Source organism: Aeromicrobium sp. Leaf291, from assembly GCF_001423365.1.
In the GTDB taxonomy this organism is placed as follows: domain Bacteria; phylum Actinomycetota; class Actinomycetes; order Propionibacteriales; family Nocardioidaceae; genus Aeromicrobium.
This window is the reverse complement of record NZ_LMNM01000001.1, coordinates 1,087,174-1,105,296: the sequence shown is the minus strand read 5'-3', so window position 1 is coordinate 1,105,296 and position 18,123 is coordinate 1,087,174. Positions and strand designations below refer to the sequence as shown.

General features: G+C 73.1%; 18 protein-coding genes. 5 read left to right on the top strand and 13 right to left on the bottom strand.

The features are described from left to right. Positions 1-17 precede the first annotated feature (17 nt). On the top strand, positions 18-1,244 hold the full coding sequence (locus ASF35_RS05530; protein WP_055963974.1) for a lytic murein transglycosylase: 1,227 nt from the start codon (positions 18-20) through the stop codon (positions 1,242-1,244). Between the two features lie 129 nt (positions 1,245-1,373). Here the strand turns inward: ASF35_RS05530 and hemB are convergent, their stop codons facing one another. The 7 genes from hemB to ASF35_RS05495 form a co-directional block, all read right to left on the bottom strand. Beyond that, positions 1,374-2,402 carry a porphobilinogen synthase gene (gene hemB, locus ASF35_RS05525; RefSeq protein WP_082482019.1) on the bottom strand — a complete coding sequence of 343 codons (1,029 nt, stop codon included), beginning with the start codon at positions 2,400-2,402 and terminating at the stop codon, positions 1,374-1,376. A gap of 4 nt (positions 2,403-2,406) precedes the next feature. Beyond that, positions 2,407-4,080, bottom strand: coding sequence for a bifunctional uroporphyrinogen-III C-methyltransferase/uroporphyrinogen-III synthase (locus ASF35_RS05520; protein ID WP_082495374.1), 1,674 nt, complete (start codon positions 4,078-4,080; stop codon positions 2,407-2,409). Beyond that, complete coding sequence (hemC, locus tag ASF35_RS05515; RefSeq protein WP_055963969.1) at positions 4,077-5,057, bottom strand: hydroxymethylbilane synthase; 981 nt, start codon at positions 5,055-5,057, stop codon at positions 4,077-4,079. The genes ASF35_RS05520 and hemC overlap by 4 nt, the downstream gene beginning before the upstream one ends. Then, positions 5,054-6,367, bottom strand: coding sequence for a glutamyl-tRNA reductase (locus ASF35_RS05510; RefSeq protein WP_055963966.1), 1,314 nt, complete (start codon positions 6,365-6,367; stop codon positions 5,054-5,056). The genes hemC and ASF35_RS05510 overlap by 4 nt, the downstream gene beginning before the upstream one ends. After that, complete coding sequence (locus ASF35_RS05505) at positions 6,364-7,047, bottom strand: redox-sensing transcriptional repressor Rex (protein ID WP_055966207.1); 684 nt, start codon at positions 7,045-7,047, stop codon at positions 6,364-6,366. The genes ASF35_RS05510 and ASF35_RS05505 overlap by 4 nt, the downstream gene beginning before the upstream one ends. A gap of 154 nt (positions 7,048-7,201) precedes the next feature. Next, on the bottom strand, positions 7,202-7,480 hold the full coding sequence (locus ASF35_RS05500; protein ID WP_055963963.1) for a glutaredoxin family protein: 279 nt from the start codon (positions 7,478-7,480) through the stop codon (positions 7,202-7,204). After that, entirely contained in the window at positions 7,477-9,144 is a 1,668-nt protein-coding gene (locus tag ASF35_RS05495; RefSeq protein WP_200931725.1) for a class I adenylate-forming enzyme family protein, read from the bottom strand. Before ASF35_RS05495 ends, ASF35_RS05500 begins: the two co-directional genes overlap by 4 nt. Before the next feature lie 94 nt (positions 9,145-9,238). Between ASF35_RS05495 and ASF35_RS05490 the strand changes: the two genes are divergently transcribed. The 3 genes from ASF35_RS05490 to ASF35_RS05480 all read left to right on the top strand — a co-directional run bounded on the left by ASF35_RS05490 (position 9,239) and on the right by ASF35_RS05480 (position 12,150). Continuing rightward, positions 9,239-10,117 (top strand): HAD family phosphatase, encoded by an 879-nt coding sequence (locus tag ASF35_RS05490; protein ID WP_055963961.1) that lies wholly within the window; start codon positions 9,239-9,241, stop codon positions 10,115-10,117. Positions 10,118-10,205: 88 nt separating this feature from the next. Then, positions 10,206-10,916 (top strand): sigma-70 family RNA polymerase sigma factor, encoded by a 711-nt coding sequence (locus ASF35_RS05485; protein ID WP_055963958.1) that lies wholly within the window; start codon positions 10,206-10,208, stop codon positions 10,914-10,916. Positions 10,917-11,061: 145 nt separating this feature from the next. Continuing rightward, positions 11,062-12,150, top strand: coding sequence for a DUF5667 domain-containing protein (locus ASF35_RS05480; protein WP_055963955.1), 1,089 nt, complete (start codon positions 11,062-11,064; stop codon positions 12,148-12,150). A gap of 82 nt (positions 12,151-12,232) precedes the next feature. Here ASF35_RS05480 and ASF35_RS05475 read toward each other — a convergent pair whose 3' ends face one another. The 6 genes from ASF35_RS05475 to proC all read right to left on the bottom strand — a co-directional run bounded on the left by ASF35_RS05475 (position 12,233) and on the right by proC (position 17,130). Then, positions 12,233-13,594: a 1-acyl-sn-glycerol-3-phosphate acyltransferase gene (locus tag ASF35_RS05475; protein WP_055963952.1), complete on the bottom strand. Its 1,362-nt coding sequence runs from the start codon at positions 13,592-13,594 to the stop codon at positions 12,233-12,235. Further along, positions 13,591-14,574 carry an NAD-dependent epimerase/dehydratase family protein gene (locus tag ASF35_RS05470; RefSeq protein WP_055963949.1) on the bottom strand — a complete coding sequence of 328 codons (984 nt, stop codon included), beginning with the start codon at positions 14,572-14,574 and terminating at the stop codon, positions 13,591-13,593. The genes ASF35_RS05475 and ASF35_RS05470 overlap by 4 nt, the downstream gene beginning before the upstream one ends. A gap of 6 nt (positions 14,575-14,580) precedes the next feature. After that, complete coding sequence (locus ASF35_RS17665) at positions 14,581-14,682, bottom strand: 30S ribosomal protein bS22 (RefSeq protein ID WP_012359487.1); 102 nt, start codon at positions 14,680-14,682, stop codon at positions 14,581-14,583. A 66-nt stretch (positions 14,683-14,748) separates the two neighbouring features. Next, on the bottom strand, positions 14,749-14,934 hold the full coding sequence (locus ASF35_RS05465) for a helix-turn-helix domain-containing protein (protein ID WP_055963945.1): 186 nt from the start codon (positions 14,932-14,934) through the stop codon (positions 14,749-14,751). A gap of 147 nt (positions 14,935-15,081) precedes the next feature. Beyond that, a complete protein-coding gene (locus ASF35_RS05460) occupies positions 15,082-16,290 on the bottom strand; it encodes an acetoin utilization protein AcuC (protein WP_055963942.1) in 1,209 nt (402 codons plus the stop codon). A 9-nt stretch (positions 16,291-16,299) separates the two neighbouring features. Continuing rightward, positions 16,300-17,130: a pyrroline-5-carboxylate reductase gene (gene proC, locus ASF35_RS05455; RefSeq protein WP_055963939.1), complete on the bottom strand. Its 831-nt coding sequence runs from the start codon at positions 17,128-17,130 to the stop codon at positions 16,300-16,302. A 33-nt stretch (positions 17,131-17,163) separates the two neighbouring features. Between proC and ASF35_RS05450 the strand changes: the two genes are divergently transcribed. Next, the gene (locus ASF35_RS05450) at positions 17,164-18,111 is read left to right on the top strand and encodes a bile acid:sodium symporter family protein (protein WP_200931724.1); all 948 of its coding nucleotides are present in this window, start codon (positions 17,164-17,166) and stop codon (positions 18,109-18,111) included. The last annotated feature ends 12 nt before the right edge of the window (positions 18,112-18,123 follow it).

The window sequence follows — 18,123 nt, the reverse complement described above, 5'->3', positions numbered from 1 at the left end:
CGGGAGGGACGAGACGCATGGGAGCACGCAAGCTCAGCCGCTGGCAGAAGGCCAGCGCCCTGGTGCCGATGAGCCTGCTCGTCGTCGCCTGGGGTGCCGCCATCAGCAACTCCGGTCTCGCCACGGCGGACGACCGGGTCAGCGCCGACGAGGTCCCCGACGTGCCCGCCACGGCGTTCGAGAAGCCGGCCAGCGTCCAGGCCGAGCCCGCGGGCGTCGACTCGCGCGCCGGTGCCTCCGGCACCCTGGCCACGCTGTCCACCAACGGCATCCCGTCCTCCGCGCTCTACGCCTACCGTCGCGCCGAGACGCTGCTCGCCAAGGCCGACGCCTCCTGCAACCTGCCCTGGAACCTCGTCGCCGCGATCGGCCGCGTCGAGTCCAACCACGGCCGCACCGGCGGCAACGCGCTCGACTCCAAGGGCGTGGCCAAGCCCGGCATCTACGGCATCCCGCTCGACGGCCGCGACGGCGTCGCGAAGATCACCGACAGCGACAACGGCGCGCTCGACAAGGACTCGGTCTACGACCGTGCGGTCGGCCCGATGCAGTTCATCCCCGGCACCTGGCGCTCGGTCGGCGTCGACGCCGACGGTGACGGCAAGAAGGACCCCCAGAACATCAACGACGCCGCCACCGCGTCGGGCATCTACCTGTGCTCGGGCAGCGGCGACCTCTCCGACGAGGGCGACGCGGCAGCGGCCGTGCGGCGCTACAACAACTCCTCCTCCTACGTCGACCTCGTGCTGAGCATCAGCAAGGCCTACGCCGGCGGCGACTTCACCGCCACTCCCAACGGCACCTCCACGGGCTCGGTCCTCACCAGCCGCTCGTTCGACCAGACCCTCACGCCGGCCCAGCGCACCGACGCCGCCAAGAAGGAGAAGAAGGTCCGCCAGAGCGAGGCGTCCGGCGGGTCGAAGGGCGGATCGGGAAGCGGATCGACCGGCGGCAGCGGCTCGACCGGCGGCGGGACCGGGTCCACCGGTGGCTCCACCGGCGGTGGCACGGGCTCGACCGGCGGCTCCACGGGTGGGTCCTCCGGCGGTGGCGGCTCCACGGTCGGCGGTGCCGTCCAGGGCGCGGTCGAGAACACGCCCCTGGCACCCGTCACCAAGCCGGTGACGGACCTGCTCTCGGCCACCGAGGCCAACCTGCGCTGCGCGCTCGAGGTCTCCGCTCTCCCGCTCAGCACCCACGCTGCTCGGTTCAAGACCTGCATGGACAAGTACACGAAGGGCTGATCGCCCTGCTCGAAGCCCCCGGTCGTCCCACGACCGGGGGCTTCGTCGTTCCTGGCCCACCCGCCGCGACGGGACGGGGGCGCTGCGGAGCGCGTCGTCGCGACGACGGCACCTCCGGACCCGGAGGTCTCAGGCGCGACGGGCGAGCTCGGCGGCCCAGTACGTCAGCACGATGTCGGCGCCGGCGCGGCGGATCGACGTGATCGTCTCGTCGACGGTGCGGTCGCGATCGATCCAGCCCTGCTGGGCGGCGGCCTCGACCATGGAGTACTCCCCCGAGACCGTGTACGCGGCGACCGGCAGGCTCACGTGCGCGCGCACGAGCGAGACCAGGTCGAGGTAGGCCAGTGCCGGCTTCACCATCACGATGTCGGCACCCTCGGCCACGTCGAGCAGGGTCTCGCGCAGCGCCTCGCGGGCGTTGCCCGGATCCTGCTGGTAGGTCTTGCGGTCCCCCTGCAGCGAGGAGTCGACGGCCTCGCGGAACGGTCCGTAGAAGGCGGACGCGTACTTGGCCGCGTAGGCCAGGATCGCCACGTCCGTGTGACCGGCCGCGTCGAGGGCGGACCGCACGACGCCGACCTGGCCGTCCATCATGCCGCTGGGACCCACGAGGTGGGCCCCCGCCTCGGCCTGCGCCACGCCCATCCGCCCGTAGATCTCGAGCGTGGCGTCGTTGTCGACCCGCCCGTGGTCGTCGAGCACGCCGCAGTGGCCGTGGTCGGTGAACTCGTCGAGGCACAGGTCGGCCATCACGAGCAGGTCGTCGCCGACCTCGTCGCGCGCGTCGGCGAGGGCGATGTTGAGGATGCCGTCGGCCGCCAGCGCCCCGGACCCCTCGGCGTCCTTGTGCTCGGGGACGCCGAACAGCATGACGCCCCCGAGGCCGAGGTCGGCGGCCTCGCGCACGGCACGCCGTGCCGACTCACGCGAGTGCTGCACGACGCCGGGCATGCTCGCGATCGGCCGCGGCTCCCGCAGGCCCTCGGCCACGAACATCGGCAGCACCAGCTGCGACGGCTCCGTGCGCGTCTCACGCACGAGCGCCCGCATGGCGGGCGTCGTGCGGAGACGGCGCGGTCGGTGGAGGGGCGGTCGGTGAAGGGGCGGACCCTGCACCGGTCCTGCGGAGCGATCGGCCGAGGGTCCCGACGTCATCGACTCAGGCCTTGCGCCGCGAGGAGGGCTTCTTCTGCGACGGCTTCAGCACCGGCTCGCCGGCCTCGAGGAACTCGAGACGGCGCGCGGCACCGAAGGCGGCCAGCGCGTCGGCCAGCACCTCGGCCGACGGCTGCTCGGCCATGACGTCGACCCGCAGACCGTGCTCCTCGGCCGTCTGGGCCGTGGCCGGGCCGATGCACGCGATGATCGTCGACGCGTGCGGCTTGCCCGCGATGCCGACCAGGTTGCGCACCGTGGAGCTCGACGTGAAGAGCACCGCGTCGAACTTGCCGGTCTTGATGGCCTCGCGGGTCGGCGCCGGCGGCGGGGCCGCCCGCACGGTGCGGTACGCCGTGACGTCGTCGACCTCCCAGCCGAGCTCCTGCAGACCCGCCACGAGCGTCTCGGTCGCGATGTCGGCGCGCGGCAGGAACACCCGGTTGATCGGGTCCAGCAGCTCGTCGAACGGCGGCCAGTCCTCCAGGAGGCCCCGGGCCGACTGCTCGCCGCTCGGGACCAGGTCGGCCTTGATGCCCCAGGTGGCGATGGCCTCGGCCGTCTTCTCGCCCACGGCTGCGATCTTGAGACCGGAGAACGCACGGGCGTCGAGCCCGTACTCCTCGAACTTCTCGCGGACGGCCTTGACGGCGTTCGCGCTCGTGAAGGCGACCCACTCGTACCGGCCCTCGACGAGTCCGCGCACGGCCTTGTCCATCTGCTGGGGGTTGCGCGGCGGCTCGACCGAGATGGTGGGGACCTCCTCGGACACGGCGCCGTAGGACCGCAGACGCGCGGCCAGGCTGGCCGACTGCTCCTTGGTGCGGGGCACGAGCACGCGCCACCCGTAGAGCGGCTTGGTCTCGAACCACGAGAGCGCCTCGCGCATGGCCACGACCTCGCCCACGACCGTGATGGCCGGCGAGGTCATGCCTGCGGCGCGCGCGTCGACGGCGATGTCGGCGAGCGTGGAGACGACCGTCGACTGCTCGGTGGTGGTGCCCACGCGGGTCATGGCGACGGGGGTCTCGGCGGACCGGCCGGCCTCGATCAGGCCCGCGGCGATCTCACCGATCCGCGCCACGGCCGACAGCAGCACCAGGGTGTCGGTGCCGGCGTAGTCGGGCCAGGCGATCGACGCGTCTCCGACGCTGACGACGCGGTACTGGCGGTGCGCCTTGTTGGTCAGCGGCACGCCCGCGTAGGCGGGGACGCCCGTCACCGACGAGACGCCGGGGACGATCTCGAAGGCGATGCCCGCCTTCGCGCAGGCCGCGGCCTCCTCGGGTGCCGTGGCGTACGTGAACGGGTCGCCGCTCACGAGCCGCACGACGTGCGCCCCGGTCTTCGCGTGGCGCACCACGAGACGAGCGCGCGCGGCGTGGGTGAGGACGACGCCGTCCTCACCGAGCCCGCCGTCGACGACCTCGACGCCCTCGGGCACGAGGGCAGCCTGCTCGGGCTGCTCGATGATGGCGACGTCGGCCTGCGCGATGAGCTCGGCCGCGCGGACGGTCAGCAGGCTGGCGTCGCCCGGTCCCGTGCCGACGAAGCTCACGTGCCCCAGCGGCTTGGGGCTGCGCTTCGTGGCGGGCTCCTTCTTCGCGGGTGCTTCGACGGTGGCGGTGGTGGGTGGTGTCACGGTGGTGGTCTTCTTCCTGGACTGCCGGGTGGTCATGAGGCGGAACCGATCGATGGACCGACCGCAGGGGTGGCCATCAGCTCGGCTGCGCCCTCGGCGAGCATCTCGGCAGCGAGACGTTCGCCGACCGCTGCCGGCTCGCTGAGCGAGCCGGAGGCGGACAGGCGGATGGTGGGTGAGCCGGAGGGGTCTCCGACCACGGCACGCAGCCACAGCTCGTCGCCGTCGTCGCCCCAGACGACGTCGGCGAGAGCTCCGACCGGTGCGCTGCACCCTGCCTCCAAGGTGGAGAGCAGGGAACGTTCTGCCGTGACGGCGGCCCGGGTGTCCGGGTCGTCGAGCACGGAGAGGAGTCGAGCGGTCGCGTCGTCGTCGACGCGGCACTCACAGGCGAGGGCCCCCTGTCCGGGGGCGGGGAGGACCTGGATGGGGTCGAGGACCTCGGTGGCCTCGGACTCCCGCCCCAGGCGCAGCAGGCCGGCGCGGGCCAGCACCACGGCGTCGAGGTCGCCGGAGCGGACCTTGGCGATCCGGGTGTCGACGTTGCCGCGCACGGGGACGACCTCGACCCCCAGGCCGAGGGCGTTCAGCTGGGCCTCGCGACGCGGGGAGCCGGTGCCCACGCGCGCACCACGGGGCAGCTCGCCCAGGGTCAGGCCGTCGCGGGCCACGAGCACGTCGCGCGGGTCCTCGCGGACGCTGACCGCCGCGAGGGAGAGCCGGGGGTCGGCGGCGGTGGGCAGGTCCTTCAGGGAGTGGACGGCGACGTCGACGGTCCCGTCGACCAGGGCCTCGCGCAGCGCGGCCACGAACACCCCGGTGCCACCGATCTGGGTGAGCGGCGCCTGGTTGCGGTCGCCCTCCGTGCTGATGGTCACGAGCTCGACCTCGACACCGGTCAGCTCGGTGATCCGAGCCGCCACGTGACCGGACTGGGTCGTGGCCAGGGCGCTGGCGCGCGTGCCCAGACGCAAGGGGGTCTCACGCGCGGGATGCTGGGAGGCGGTGGTCATGCCTTCTCCCCCTTCACCTGGGTGACCGCCTGGACCGCGGCGGGGTCGAGCGCGAACAGGTCGGAGAGCGCGTCGGCGTAGGTGAGGCCGCCCGGCCCGTCGACCAGCTGCTGCACGCGCACGGTGGGAGCGTGGATGAGCTTGTCGGCGACCCGCTTGAGCGCCAGGCGCACCTGGTCGACCTGCTCGTCCGGCAGGCCGTGGAGCCGGCCGAGCAGGCGGCTCGTCTCGGCCTCGACGACCTCGGTCGCCATGCTGCGCAGCGCCACGACCGTGGGCGTGACGCGTGACTGGCTCTTGGCGGCGAGGAAGCTGCGCACCTCGTCGTCGACGATGGCGCGGACCTGCTGGACGTCGGCCGCGAGCTCGGCGTTCTCCGAGCGAGCGGCCAGCGTGACGAGGTCGATGACGCTGACGGACTCGAGCTCGGCCACCCCGGCCTCGACGTCGCGCGGCAGCGCCAGGTCGACGAAGACCAGCTCGCCGGTGACGTTGGACAGCCCGTCGTCGAGGACACGGGACACGCGGTCGGTGGCGAACACCGAGCCGGCCGCCCCCGTGCAGCTGATGACGACGTCGGCCGCGGACAGCTCGACGTCCATGGCCTCCCACCGCACGGCGCTGACGCCGAACGTGGCGACGAGCTCGTACGCCCGCTGGAACGTGCGGTTGGCGACCATGATCCGGTGCGGGGCCACGCCGCGATCGACGAGCGTGCGCACGGCGAGGCTCGCCATGGTGCCGGCACCGGCCACCAGGAAGCGCGTGCCCGGAGCGGTCACGACCGGGCCGACGGCGTCGAGGCCCGCCGTGACGGTCGAGGGCGCGAGCCGGTCGATGCCCGTCTCGGCGTGGCCGCGCTTGCCGATGCGCAGCGCCTGCTGGAAGAGGGCGTTCAGGGCCGACCCGATCGTGGACTCGGCCTGGCCGGTGTGCAGCGCCTGCCGCACCTGGCCGAGGATCTGGCTCTCGCCGAGGATCATCGAGTCCATGCCGGAGGCCACCGAGAACAGGTGGGCCACGGCCGAGTCGTCGTAGTGCACGTAGGCGTGGTGCACGAGGTCCTCGCGGCCCATCCCGGCCTGCTCGGCGAGCAGGTGGGAGACGTCCTCGAGGGCGTTGTGGAAACGGTCGGCCTCCACGTACACCTCGACGCGGTTGCACGTGGAGATCACGGCCGCCTCGGTGACCGACGCCGACTCGAGGGCACGGTGGGCCAGCTTGACCGCCGCGTCCGTGTCGAGGGAGGCGCGCTCCAGCACGTCGATGGGGGCCGAGCGGTGGGACATGCCCACGACCAGCACGCTCATGCAGTCTCCGCCTTCCGCTGCTCGTGGTAGGCCAGGATCTGCAGCTCGACGGAGAGGTCGACCTTGCGGACCTGGACGTGGTCGGGGACCTGCAGGACGGCCGGGGCGAAGTTGAGGATGCTCGTGACGCCGGCGGCGACCAGCCGGTCGGCGACGTCCTGGGCCGCGTCGCCCGGCACGGCCACGACGGCGATCGCGATGCCCTGCTCGGACACGAGCGAGTCGAGCGCGGCGAGCGGCTGCACCTGCAGGTCGCCGATGGTCGAGCCCACCCGGTCCGGGTCGGTGTCGACCACCGCGGCGACCCGGATCCCGCGCGGGCTGAAGCCCGGGTACGTGGAGAGTGCCGAGCCGAGGTGGCCGGCACCGACGATCACGACGTCCCACGTCTGCGTCTGACCCAGTCCGCGGGCGATCTGGTAGCGCAGGTACTCGACGTCGTAGCCGACCCCGCGCGTGCCGTAGGAGCCGAGGTGGGAGAGGTCCTTGCGCACCTTGGCCGGGTTGACCCCCGCCGCCTCGGCGAGCTCGACGGACGAGCACGTGGTGGCGCCGGCGTCGGCGAACGACGCGAGGACCCGCAGGTACAGCGGCAGCCGGGCGACGGTGGCGTCGGGAACGTCACGCGGGGCCTGGGCCGTTGCACGGTCAGGGGTCCCGGCGAGCCGGGGGGTGCGCAGAAGGGTCACGGTGCTCCATCGCGCCGCGGCGGGGATTCACCCAAGGGGGTGTTCGCAGCGCCACATCAGTTTACGAGCTTGTGAACGTGGGAACAAAATCGAGAGCAGGGGTGGGTGGGATTCCTCACACGCGCCGTGGTAAAGGTCGCGACGCTCAGGAGCTGCCGAGGGCCGTGCGCAGCCGCGCCTCGGTGACCCGGAAGAAGTCGTGCTGCCGGCCGTCGACGAAGGTCACCGGCACCATGTCGGAGAACCTGCGGACCAGGGCGGGGTCGGCGTCCACGTCGACGCGGGCCCACGTCGCGTCGACGTCGGCGCACACCTCGGCGACCATGGCCTCGGCGGCCTCGCACAGGTGGCAGCCCTCGCGGCTGTAGACGACGACCCGCGCGTCGAGGGCGTGCGGGACGTCGGTGTCGGCGGGACCGGTCACGGTGCGAGCAGCCCGAGGTCCTGGCTGCGGGCCAGCGCCCGCAGGCGCCCCTTGGCGACCTTGCCCGTCGCCGAGTGCGGCAGCCCCTCGACCACGACGACCTGGCGCGGCTGCTTGAACCGAGCGAGCCGAGTGGAGCAGTGCTCGACCACGCTCGCCTCGAGCGCCGCCGCGTCGACGTCCGAGGACGTGGGGACGACGAACGCCACGACCGCCTCGCCGGTGCTCTCGTCGGGCAGGCCGACCACGGCCACCTCCGAGACCTCGGGGAGCTCGACGACCACGGCCTCGACCTCGGCGGGGTAGACGTTGAAGCCGGACACGATCACGAGCTCGCGCACCCGGTCGACGAGCGTGAGGTCGCCCTCGTCGTCGAGGTAGCCGATGTCACCGGTCGGGTACCAGCCGTCGTCGCGCGGGCCGTCGGAACCGTCGGGCCAGTAGCCGGAGAACAGGTTGGCGCCACGCACCCAGATCTCCGCAGGGTCGCCGGGAGCGGCGTCGGAGCCGCCGGCGTCGACGAGGCGCAGCTCGACACCCGGCAGCGCGCGACCGACCGAGCCGGGGCGCGGCGGGACGCCGACGTCGCGACCCGACGCCAGCGTGGCGGTGATGACGGGGGCGGTCTCCGTGAGCCCGTACCCCTGCTCGACGTGGTGCCCCGACGACTCGGCGAAGACGGCCGCCAGCTCCGGGTCGAGCGCCGACGCGCCGCTCAGCACGTGCTTGACCCCGCCCAGGTGCTCGCGCAGGTCGGAGCGCCCGGCCCAGGCCGCGATCACGGGGGGCGCGAGCGCCACGTTCGTGACCCCCTCGTCGCGGATCGTGCGGAGCAGGCCGGCCGGGTCGAACCCGTCGACCATCACCACCCGCGCACCCTGGCGCACGGCTTGGCCGAGGACGGCGTTGAGGCCGTAGATGTGGAACATCGGCAGCAGACCGAGCACGACGTCGTCGGCCGTGACGATGGCCGGCTCGACGGCCGCGGTCTGCTCGACGTTGGCCAGCAGGGCACGGTGCGACAGGACCGCGCCACGGGGCTTGCCGCTCGTGCCCGACGTGTAGAGCACGACCGCCGGGGCCTCGTCGTCGCGGGGAGCTGCCGGCTCCACGGCGGGCGCGTCGCGCAGCAGGCGCTCGAAGGCGATCTCGCCCGGTCCGGGCTCGGTCCCGTCGACGACGACCGTGAGGCCGGGGCCCTCTTGGTCGAGCCCGGCGACGGCGGCGCGGACCTGCTCGATGCCCGTCTCGTCGCAGAGGACGACCCTGGCGCCGGAGTCCGCCAGCATGCGGCCGATCTCGCGCTCGGTCGAGCGGGGGTTGACGGGGACGGCCACCATGCCGCCGCGCAGGATGCCGAAGTAGGCGACCGCCAGGTCGATCCGGTTGGCCATCACGAGGGCGACGCGATGGCCGCCGCGCAGCCCCACCCCGCTCAGGCCGCGGGCCACGGCGTCGGCCGCTGCGTCGAGCTCGGCCCAGGTGCGCTCGTGACGCCCGCCGCGGTGCTCCACCAGGGCCAGGGCGTCCGGCGTGCGCTCCGCCGCGGCGCTCAGCAGCCCCGAGACGTTGGTGGGCCCCGAGACGCTGGTGGGCCCCGGGACGCTGGTGGGAGCCGGGACGTTCGTGAGCCCAGGGACGTCCGACTCGTTCGAGGAGGTCACGATGCGAGTCAACCACAGCGCGCCCGGCCCTCGCGGGGGGTTCGAGCGACCGAGGAGCCTGGGCGAAGGACCACTCGACCGATAGCCTCGTGGCATGACCAGCCAGCGGGTCCCCCGGACCGGGCCGAACCTGCGGTCGCGCTCCGTCCTGGCCGGTCAGGCCGCCGCCGCCGCGAGCGAGGTCGAGCACTGGCTGGCACCGCGTCCGGACGCCGACGCCGCAGCGTTCTTCGACGTCGACAACACGATCATGCAGGGCGCCTCGATCTACCACTTCGCCCGCGGGCTGCACCGGCGCGACTTCTTCACGACCGGCGACATCGCCAAGGCCGCCTGGCAGCAGGTGTACTTCCGCCTCGCCGGCGTCGAGGACCCCGAGCACATCGCGAAGGCCCGGTCCTCCGCCCTGGCCTTCATCGCCGGGCACAGCGTCCGCGAGCTGGAGGAGGTCGGCGAGCAGATCTTCGACGAGCACATGGCGCACAAGATCTGGCCCGGCACGCGGGCGCTCGCCCAGCAGCACCTCGACGCCGGCCAGCGCGTCTGGCTCGTGACCGCCGCGCCGATCGAGATCGCCGCCGTCATCGCCCGTCGTCTCGGCCTCACGGGCGCGCTCGGCACCGTGGCCGAGCACGTCGACGGCGTCTACACCGGCGAGCTGGTCGGCGAGCTGCTGCACGGCGAGGGCAAGGCCGTCGCCGTCACGGCGATCGCCGAGCGCGAGGGCCTCGACCTCGCGCGGTGCTTCGCCTACTCCGACTCCCACAACGACCTGCCGATGCTCTCGCTCGTCGGGCACCCCTGTGCCATCAACCCCGACCCGAAGCTGCGCTCCCACGCCAAGGACCAGGGCTGGGACGTCCGCGACTACCGCACCGGTCGCAAGGTCGCCCTCGCCGGCGGACGGGTGGCCGGCAGCGGGGCCCTCGCCTTCGCGGCCTGGCGTGCGGCACGCGCCCTCCGGCGCCGCTGACCGCCCAGGGAGCGAGACCGATCCCGGATTTCTGCAGACACGCGCCGTCCCAGCGGCATACGATCGTCTCGATCTTCGGGAGGGATCGATGGCCGCGAACGTGGGAGCACTGCGATGGGCGCTGTCCCACGCCCTGGCGACCCCGGACGACACCCTCCTCGCCATGGCGCTGGCCGAGCCGGCGCCCGCGCCCGGCCCCTCGCTCAGCTCCGCGTTCTCGAACGGACCGGTCGACCCGCACGGCGATCCCGAGGAGCTGCGCCTGCGCGCCCTCGTCGACCTCGCCCGCGAGGGCGACGCCGAGGCGTTCGGCCAGCTCTACGACCACTACGTGAACGGGATCTTCCGGTTCATCTACTACCGGGTCGGGTCCCAGCAGCTGGCCGAGGACCTGACGAGCGAGACCTTCGTCCGCGGCCTGCGTGCCATCCAGCGCTTCAGCTGGCAGGGCAAGGACTTCGGCGCGTGGCTCACCACGATCGCCCGCAACCTCGTCGTCGACCACTTCAAGTCCGGCCGGGCTCGGCTCGAGATTGTCTCCGACGACGTGCCGGAGGGCCCGCAGACCGCCCCCAGCACCGAGGACGACGTCATGTCGCTCCTGTCGAACGAGATGCTCTTCGCGGCCGTGGCCGAGCTGCCCACCGAGCAGCGCGAGTGCGTGCTGATGCGCTTCATCCAGGGCCTGAGCATCGCCCAGACGGCCGCCGCCCTGGGCCGGACCGAGGGCGCCATCAAGCAGCTGCAGCTGCGCGCCGTGCGCAACCTCGCCAAGAAGATGCCGGAGGGCATCCGATGAGCGGCGTCGCGCGGACCGGGCCGACGCGCCGCCTGGCCACCGGGCCCCTGATGGACGAGATGGTGCGAACCGCGTCACGAACGCGTAACTCCGACGTCTTCCCCATCGTTGGAGCTGTAGACGCCACCACAGACAGGACGACGCGATGAGACCCCGCTCGGGCCGCGACGACGCCCAGGCCTTCCACGAGGCCTGGGAGTCCGGCACCCCCGCCACCGCCGAGGTGGCCGAGCTGGTGCGCGCTGCCGAGCTGGTGTGCGAGTCCGCCGTCGCGACCCCGCGACCGGAGTTCCGCGCCGCCCTGCGCGAGCGACTCATGACCGAGGCGCAGACCGTCCTCGTGCCCGACCCGGGCGCCTCGCGGCGTGCCGCGGCCGACCGCACGCCGGCCACCGTGGCGCCGTCGGCTCCCCGCGCCCGCCGCCGGATCGCCGGCCTGGCCGTGGCCGCCGTCTCCTCCCTCGGCGTGGTCGGCATGGTCGCGGGCAGCGCCCAGGCCATCCCGGGCGACGTCCTCTACCCCGTCAAGCGCGGCGTCGAGAACGTCGAGCTGGCCATGCAGCGCACCGACGAGGGCCGCGGCACGCAGCGGCTCGAGATCGCCGCCGAGCGGCTCCGCGAGGCCCGCGCCGTGCTGGGCGACGGCTCGACCAAGCAGCGGGCCCAGGTCGGCGCGCTCCTCGACGACTTCAGCACCGAGGCCGAGCAGGGCTCGGCCGAGCTCTTCGGCGCCTTCGACTCCGACGGCTCCACCGCGACGATCGACACCGTCAACGACTTCGCCGCGGCCTCCGCCGTCGACCTGAGCGTCATGTCGGCCGAGGTCCCCGCCGACGCGGCGTCCGCGTTCGACTCGGCGACGGCCGTCGTCACCGACCTGGCCGGTCAGGCCGGCCGTCTGTGCGGCACGTGCGCCAAGGCCGACGTCGACGCCCTGGTCCAGGTCGTCCAGCAGGTCGTCCGACCGGGCCGTCCCGCGTCTGCCTCCGATGCCGAGCCGGCCGCCAGCACCCGCGACGACACCGCCCCGGCCCCGGTCACGAAGGCGCCCACGTCGGACGAGGCCACGAGCGCCCCGACGCCGGCTCCGGCACCGGTCACCCCCTCGCCCTCGGCGAAGCCGCAGGGCCTGCGCGCGGTCACCGATCCACTCGTCGGCGGCCTGCTCGGCAACGAGGAGACCGAGGGGCTGGTCCCCGGCCTGCTCAACGGCCTGCTCGGCACCAAGAAGTAGCAGCGGCTCCGCCGCAGGGGAGCAGCAGCGGCTCAGCCGCAGGGCCACGTCCTGGACGGTCGCGCCCGACCCGTCCCGCCGCTCAGAAGAACGCGTTGCCGCGATCGACGAGCAGCCGGTACAGCGTCTGCTGGATGGTCTCGCGCACCTGGTCGGTGACGTTGAACAGCAGCATCGGGTCGTCCGCGGCGTCGGGCTCGTAGGCGTCGGTGCGGATGGGCTCGCCGAACTCGATGATCCACTTGCTCGGGAGCGGGATCATGCCGAGCGGGCCGAGCAGCGGGAAGAACGGGGTGACCGGCAGGTAGGGCAGACCCAGCAGACGAGCCAGCGACGGCACGTTGCCGACGAGGGGATAGATCTCCTCGGCACCCACGATCGAGACCGGCACGATGGGCACCTGGGCCCGCAGCGCGGACGACACGAAGCCGCCGCGACCGAAGCGCTGAAGCTTGTACCGCTCGGCGAAGGGCTTGCCGATGCCCTTGAACCCCTCGGGCCAGACGCCGGCGATCTCGCCGGTGCCGAGCAGACGCTCGGCGTCCTGGGTGCAGGCCAGGGTCGCGCCGGCACGTCGGGCCATCTGGCCCACGAAGGGCAGGGCGAAGACCAGGTCGGCGCCCAGTGGACGCAGGTCGCGGCCGCTGTACTTCTTGACCGCGTATCCGGTCATCACGCCGTCGAGCGGCACCGTGCCCGAGTGGTTGGCCACGAGGAGCGCGCCACCGTCGGTGGGGATGTTCTCCGCGCCGCGCACCTCGAGCCGGAACCACGTCTCGGCGAGCGGCTCGACCGCGGCGATGAGGATCTCGGTGAGCTGGGGGTCGAAGCCGAACTCGTCGACCTCGAAGTCCCCGGTCAGCCGCTTGCGCAGGGCCGCGAAGGCGAGGGCGAGCCGGTGCTCCCAGTCGGAGCCGAGGACCCGCTGGGCCGCCTGCGCGACGGCCAGGACGATGTCCTCGACCGGCAGGCCGGGCAGGGTGGCCCTGCCCGATGCCGTGCGCGTCTCGCGTGCCGCCTCCTCGGCCGCAGCGGCGGCAGCAGCCGCGGCGTCCTCCTCGGTGACCGCCCGGAGCCGAGAACCCCCGGCGGTGGACCGCGACGAGGCGGGCCGCTTGGCCGAGGCACCCGTCGCACGCTTGGCCGAGGCGGCCTTCTTCGTCGCCCCGGGGCCGGTGGCGGCGGACTTCTTGGCGCCCGACGTCGCGCCCTTCGTGGTCTTGGCTGCGCCGGACGTCACGGCCTTCGTCGCGGCGGGCGGGGTCTCCACAGCCGGGGTGTCGGCGGGCTCCACGGGCTCGGCCGGTGCCGCAGCCTTGCGGACGGGCTTGCCCGACGCCGGGGTCTTGCCGGCGAGGGAGCGTGCGCCCGAGGAGGGCGAGCCTCCGCGGGAACCGCGTCCGGCTGCGCCCTTCGTGCCGATGGTGCGGCGCTCGTCCGTCATCGGCCACCTCCCAGGAGCGCCAGGACACCGGGTCGCTGCGCGAGTCGGAACTCCTCGAAGACCTGCTCGGTCGTGGCCGAGAGCTCGTAGCCGAAGATGTCGCGCAGGGCGCTGGTGTCGACCGCGCGGCCGTACGTCAGGAGCCGGTGCAGGTCGGGGGAGATCTCGCCGCCCATGCTGCGCACGATCCGTGCCGCAGCGGCACCGAAGCCGATGCCGGGCAGGGGCACCACGGGCTTGCCCATGCGGCGCGCGGCCTGCGACAGCAGCAGCACGCCGGACCCTGCCGCGTTGAACGTGCCGGGGCGGTCCTTCACGACCGACTGCTCGATGATCGAGAGCGTGTCCTGCAGCGAGAGGAACTGCAGCCGGGGGTCGAAGCCGATCACGGCCGGCAGCAGCGGGTTCAGGAAGTAGCTGCGCAGCGGCGACTCGATCTGCGGGTGCAGCGTCTGCGCGGCCCGCACCGTCGTGATCAGGATCTCGGGCCGACGCCGCGCGAAGCCGCGCACGTACGACTCCACCTCGACGACGTCCTTGGGGAAGCCGGTCCGCACCCCGCCGCGAGCGGAGTCGGACTCCATGAACAGGGCGGGGTCGCGCGGCGACGAGCCGTAGACGGCCACCGACGACCCGACGACGAGCTTGGAGACCGTGGTGGAACGCTGGCAGGCCGCCAGCAGCTGCATCGTCCCGATGACGTTGCGCTCCTTGACGCCGGAGCCGGAACGGCCCCGGGCCGGGGCGAGGTCGAGGTGGACGACGGTGTCGACGTCCTCGACCGCGATCACCTTCGCGACGACGGGGGTGCGGATGTCGGCGCGGACGAACTTGACGCCGCCGAGGTCGCCCTCCGGGGGGCGCAGGTCGATCCCCACCACGCGGTCGATCCCGGCGGACTCACCGAGATCGGCGAGATGGCGAGAGACGCGCGAGGCGAGAGTGCCCGAGACCCCCGTGACGAGGACGACCCGCCCCATAGGTCCCTACTTGCCGAGCTTGCGACGCTGGACGCGGGTTCGCTTGAGCATCTTGCGGTGCTTCTTCTTCGACATCCGCTTACGACGCTTCTTGATGACTGAACCCACGGATATGACCTCTGCTTGTTGCGGAACTGGCGGACGCCAAGACTACGCGACGACGGACGGGACGGCTCAGCCGGCCTCGTAGTAGGACTTCTGGAGGTAGTCCTCGACCGCCTTCTCCGGCACGCGGAAGCTGCGGCCGACGCGGATCGCCTCCAGCTGTCCGTTGTGGACGAGTCGGTACACGGTCATCTTGGAGACGCGCATCTGTGCCGCGACCTCCGCGACGGTCAGGAAGGTCGTTCCTGCGGTCATGTCCTCACCTTTGCTTTCGGGGCACCCGCGCCTCCCCGGCTTCCCCTCCGGCGACGCGTCACGAGTGCGTGCTGGGAAGCGTAGTGCCTCGTGGGACGTTTGGGATAGGGGAGACGAAAGTGGCCGGGCGCGACGGGCCCGCGCAGGTCACAGGTGCGGGTCGAGACCGAGCAGCGGGAAGGTGTCGGTGCGGGCCGCGAGGATCGAGCGGTCGAGCCAGCTGGCGGGGTCGTAGCCCAGCTCCCAGGCTCGGTACGAGGCGGACCGACCGTCGGTCATGCGCTGCGGGGCCCGCACGCCCCGGAGCCGCTCCACGTGGTCGCGCCAGCCCTGGGTCGTCGCGGTCTCGGGGTCCACGTCGTGGTCCGCCAGGATCGCGAGCAGGTGCGTCCACGCCCTGGGCACGACCTCGGTGACCGCGTACCCGCCGCCACCGGTCGCCACCCACCGTCCGCCGCAGACCTCGCGGGCGAGGTCGCGCACGGCCAGGTACGACGCGCGCTGGCCGTCGACGCTGAGCATCAGGTTGGTCAGCGGATCGTCCATGTGGGAGTCGCACCCGTGCTGGGAGACGATGATCTCGGGACCGAACTCGCGGATCACGTCGGGGACGATCGCGTGGAAGGCGCGCAGCCACCCCGCGTCGGACGTGCCGGGCGGGAGCGGGATGTTGACCGCCGAGCCCTCCGCGCCCGGGCCGCCGGTCTCCGTGGACCAGCCCGTGCCCGGGAACAGCGACTGCGGCCCCTCGTGGATCGAGATGGTCAGCACCCGCGGGTCGTCGTAGAACATGGCCTGGACGCCGTCGCCGTGGTGGGCGTCGACGTCGAGGTAGACGACCTTCTGCGCGCCCTGCGCCAGCAGCCACGCGATGGCGACGCCGAGGTCGTTGTAGATGCAGAACCCGCTCGCCGAGCCCGGCATCGCGTGGTGCAGGCCGCCCGAGACGTTGGCGGCGTGGGTGTTGCGTCCCGTCCAGACCCGACGCGCGGCCTCCAGGGTGGCCCCGGCGATGAGCGCGCTCGCGTCGTGCATGCCGCTGAAGACCGGGTTGTCCTCCGTGCCGAGGCCGACGCTCGGGTCGGCGTGGGTGGGGTGCTGCGACAGCTTGCGCACGCGCTCGACGTAGGCCGGCGTGTGGACGGTGCACAGCTCCTCGTCGGTGGCGGGCTCGGCGCCCACGACCTCGAGGTGGTCGAGCACGCCGAGCTCGCCGGCCAGGACCATCGTCAGGTCGACGCGCACCGGCGCCATGGGGTGCGCGGCACCGAAGTTGTACCCGGTGAGGCGTTCGTCGAAGACGAGGCAGGGCCCAGCGGTCTCGTCGCTCGCCCCGGTCCGTTCGGTGTCCGGCATGCTGGCAGCCTACGACGCGGAGAGCTCGGCCGAACGGCGTGCCGCCGCTTCGACCCCCGCACGCAGGGCCGCGTCGACGCCGTGGTCGTCGAACGTGCTGATCGCGGCGTGGGTGGTCCCGTGCGGCGAGGTGACCCGGCGACGCAGCTCGGCGGGCTCGTCATCGGTGTCGGCGAGCAGGGCCGCGGCCCCTCGGATGGTCTGCTCCGCCAGGGCCCGGGCGGTGGCGCGGTCGAGGCCGGCCGCGACACCACCGTCGATCATCGCCTCGGCCAGGTAGAAGACGTAGGCGGGCCCGGAGCCGGAGACCGCCGTGACGCCGTCCTGCTGCTCCTCCGGCACCACGACGACCCGACCGCCGGTCTCGAGCAGGGCCACGGCCTCGGCCAGCCGCGTGTCGTCGCAGGCGGCGCCCGGCGAGACGCCGAACATGCCCTCCCCCACCAGCGCCGGGGTGTTCGGCATGGCTCGCACGACCGCGACGCCGTCGGCCAGCGCGCTCTCGTAGGTGGCGATGCGGACGCCCGCGGCCAACGACACGACGGTGGCCGCCGGGTCGACGAGCGGGGCGATCTCGGCCACGACGGACGGCACGTCCTGCGGCTTCACCACGACGAGCACCACGCCGGCGCGCTGCACGGCCGCGGCGACGTCGGTGACCTCGACCCCGTGCCGCTGCCTCAGCTCCTCGGCACGCTCGGGCATCTTCTCGCTGACGACGAGGTCGACGGGGCGTCGGCCCGACGCGATCAGGGCGGTCAGCAGCGTCTCGCCCATGACCCCGCCGCCGAGGATCGCGATGCGTGCGGGGTCGATGCCGTCGCTCGAGGTACCAGTCATGACGCCAGCGTAGGCGGGCGTAGCGTCGTGGCCGTGCGCCGTGTCGACCCGTTCCTCCTGCTGCTGCTCGCCGTGGCCGTCGCCGGCTCCGTGGTCCCGGCGACCGGGCCGGCGTTCGAGGTCGTGCGGATCGCCTCCATGGTGGGCATCGGGCTGCTGTTCTTCCTCTACGGCGCGCGACTCTCGGCGGCCGAGACCCTGCACAACCTCCGGCACTGGCGGCTCCAGCTCAGCATCCTCTCGGTCACGTTCGTGGTCCTGCCCGTCCTGGGGCTCGGCGCCCGACTGCTGACCGACGCGTGGCTGTCCCCGCAGCTCGCCGCCGGCCTCCTGCTCGCCACGCTGGTCCCGTCGACGGTGCAGGGCTGCGTCGTCTACACCCGCATCGCTCGCGGCAACGTGGCCGCGGCCGTGGTGAGCGCCTCGACCTCGAACCTGCTGGGCGTGGTCCTTACCCCGGTGCTCGTCGCCCTGCTGCTGGGTGGCGAGGCCCGCGTCGACGCCGACTCCGTGCTGCGGATCGTGCTGCAGCTGCTCGCCCCGTTCGTGCTCGGCCAGCTCCTGCGACCCGTGGTCGGCGGCTGGGTGACGCGCCACGACACCGGGCTCAAGCGCTTCGACCGGTCCACCATCCTGCTGATCGTCTACGTCGCCTTCAGCGAGGGAGCCGAGGCGGGCATCTGGTCGGCCGCCCCCGTCCTGGACGTCGTCGCCGTGGCACTGCTCTGCGCGGCGCTGCTGGGCGTCGCCCTCGGCTGGTGCGAGGCCTGGGGACGGCTCGTCGGGTTCGACCGCGGCGACCGGGTGGCTCTGCTGTTCTGCGGCAGCAACAAGAGCCTCGCGAGCGGCCTGCCGATGGCGACCGTGCTGTTCCCCAGCGACGTCGTCGCGTTCGTCGTGCTGCCGCTCATGATCTACCACCAGCTGCAGCTGGTGGTCGGCTCCGTGCTGTCCAGCCGGCTGGGGCGGTCGGGGGCCTAGGTCGTCCGTCCG

Coding starts and splice junctions, on each gene's coding strand:
- ASF35_RS05530 (WP_055963974.1), top strand. CDS start 18: ATGGGAGCACGCAAGCTCAGCCGCTGGCAGAAGGCCAGCGCCCTGGTG.
- hemB (WP_082482019.1), bottom strand. CDS start 2,402: ATGACGTCGGGACCCTCGGCCGATCGCTCCGCAGGACCGGTGCAGGGT.
- ASF35_RS05520 (WP_082495374.1), bottom strand. CDS start 4,080: ATGACCACCCGGCAGTCCAGGAAGAAGACCACCACCGTGACACCACCC.
- hemC (WP_055963969.1), bottom strand. CDS start 5,057: ATGACCACCGCCTCCCAGCATCCCGCGCGTGAGACCCCCTTGCGTCTG.
- ASF35_RS05510 (WP_055963966.1), bottom strand. CDS start 6,367: ATGAGCGTGCTGGTCGTGGGCATGTCCCACCGCTCGGCCCCCATCGAC.
- ASF35_RS05490 (WP_055963961.1), top strand. CDS start 9,239: ATGACCAGCCAGCGGGTCCCCCGGACCGGGCCGAACCTGCGGTCGCGC.
- ASF35_RS05485 (WP_055963958.1), top strand. CDS start 10,206: ATGGCCGCGAACGTGGGAGCACTGCGATGGGCGCTGTCCCACGCCCTG.
- ASF35_RS05480 (WP_055963955.1), top strand. CDS start 11,062: ATGAGACCCCGCTCGGGCCGCGACGACGCCCAGGCCTTCCACGAGGCC.
- ASF35_RS05475 (WP_055963952.1), bottom strand. CDS start 13,594: ATGACGGACGAGCGCCGCACCATCGGCACGAAGGGCGCAGCCGGACGC.
- ASF35_RS05470 (WP_055963949.1), bottom strand. CDS start 14,574: ATGGGGCGGGTCGTCCTCGTCACGGGGGTCTCGGGCACTCTCGCCTCG.
- ASF35_RS05465 (WP_055963945.1), bottom strand. CDS start 14,934: ATGACCGCAGGAACGACCTTCCTGACCGTCGCGGAGGTCGCGGCACAG.
- ASF35_RS05460 (WP_055963942.1), bottom strand. CDS start 16,290: ATGCCGGACACCGAACGGACCGGGGCGAGCGACGAGACCGCTGGGCCC.
- proC (WP_055963939.1), bottom strand. CDS start 17,130: ATGACTGGTACCTCGAGCGACGGCATCGACCCCGCACGCATCGCGATC.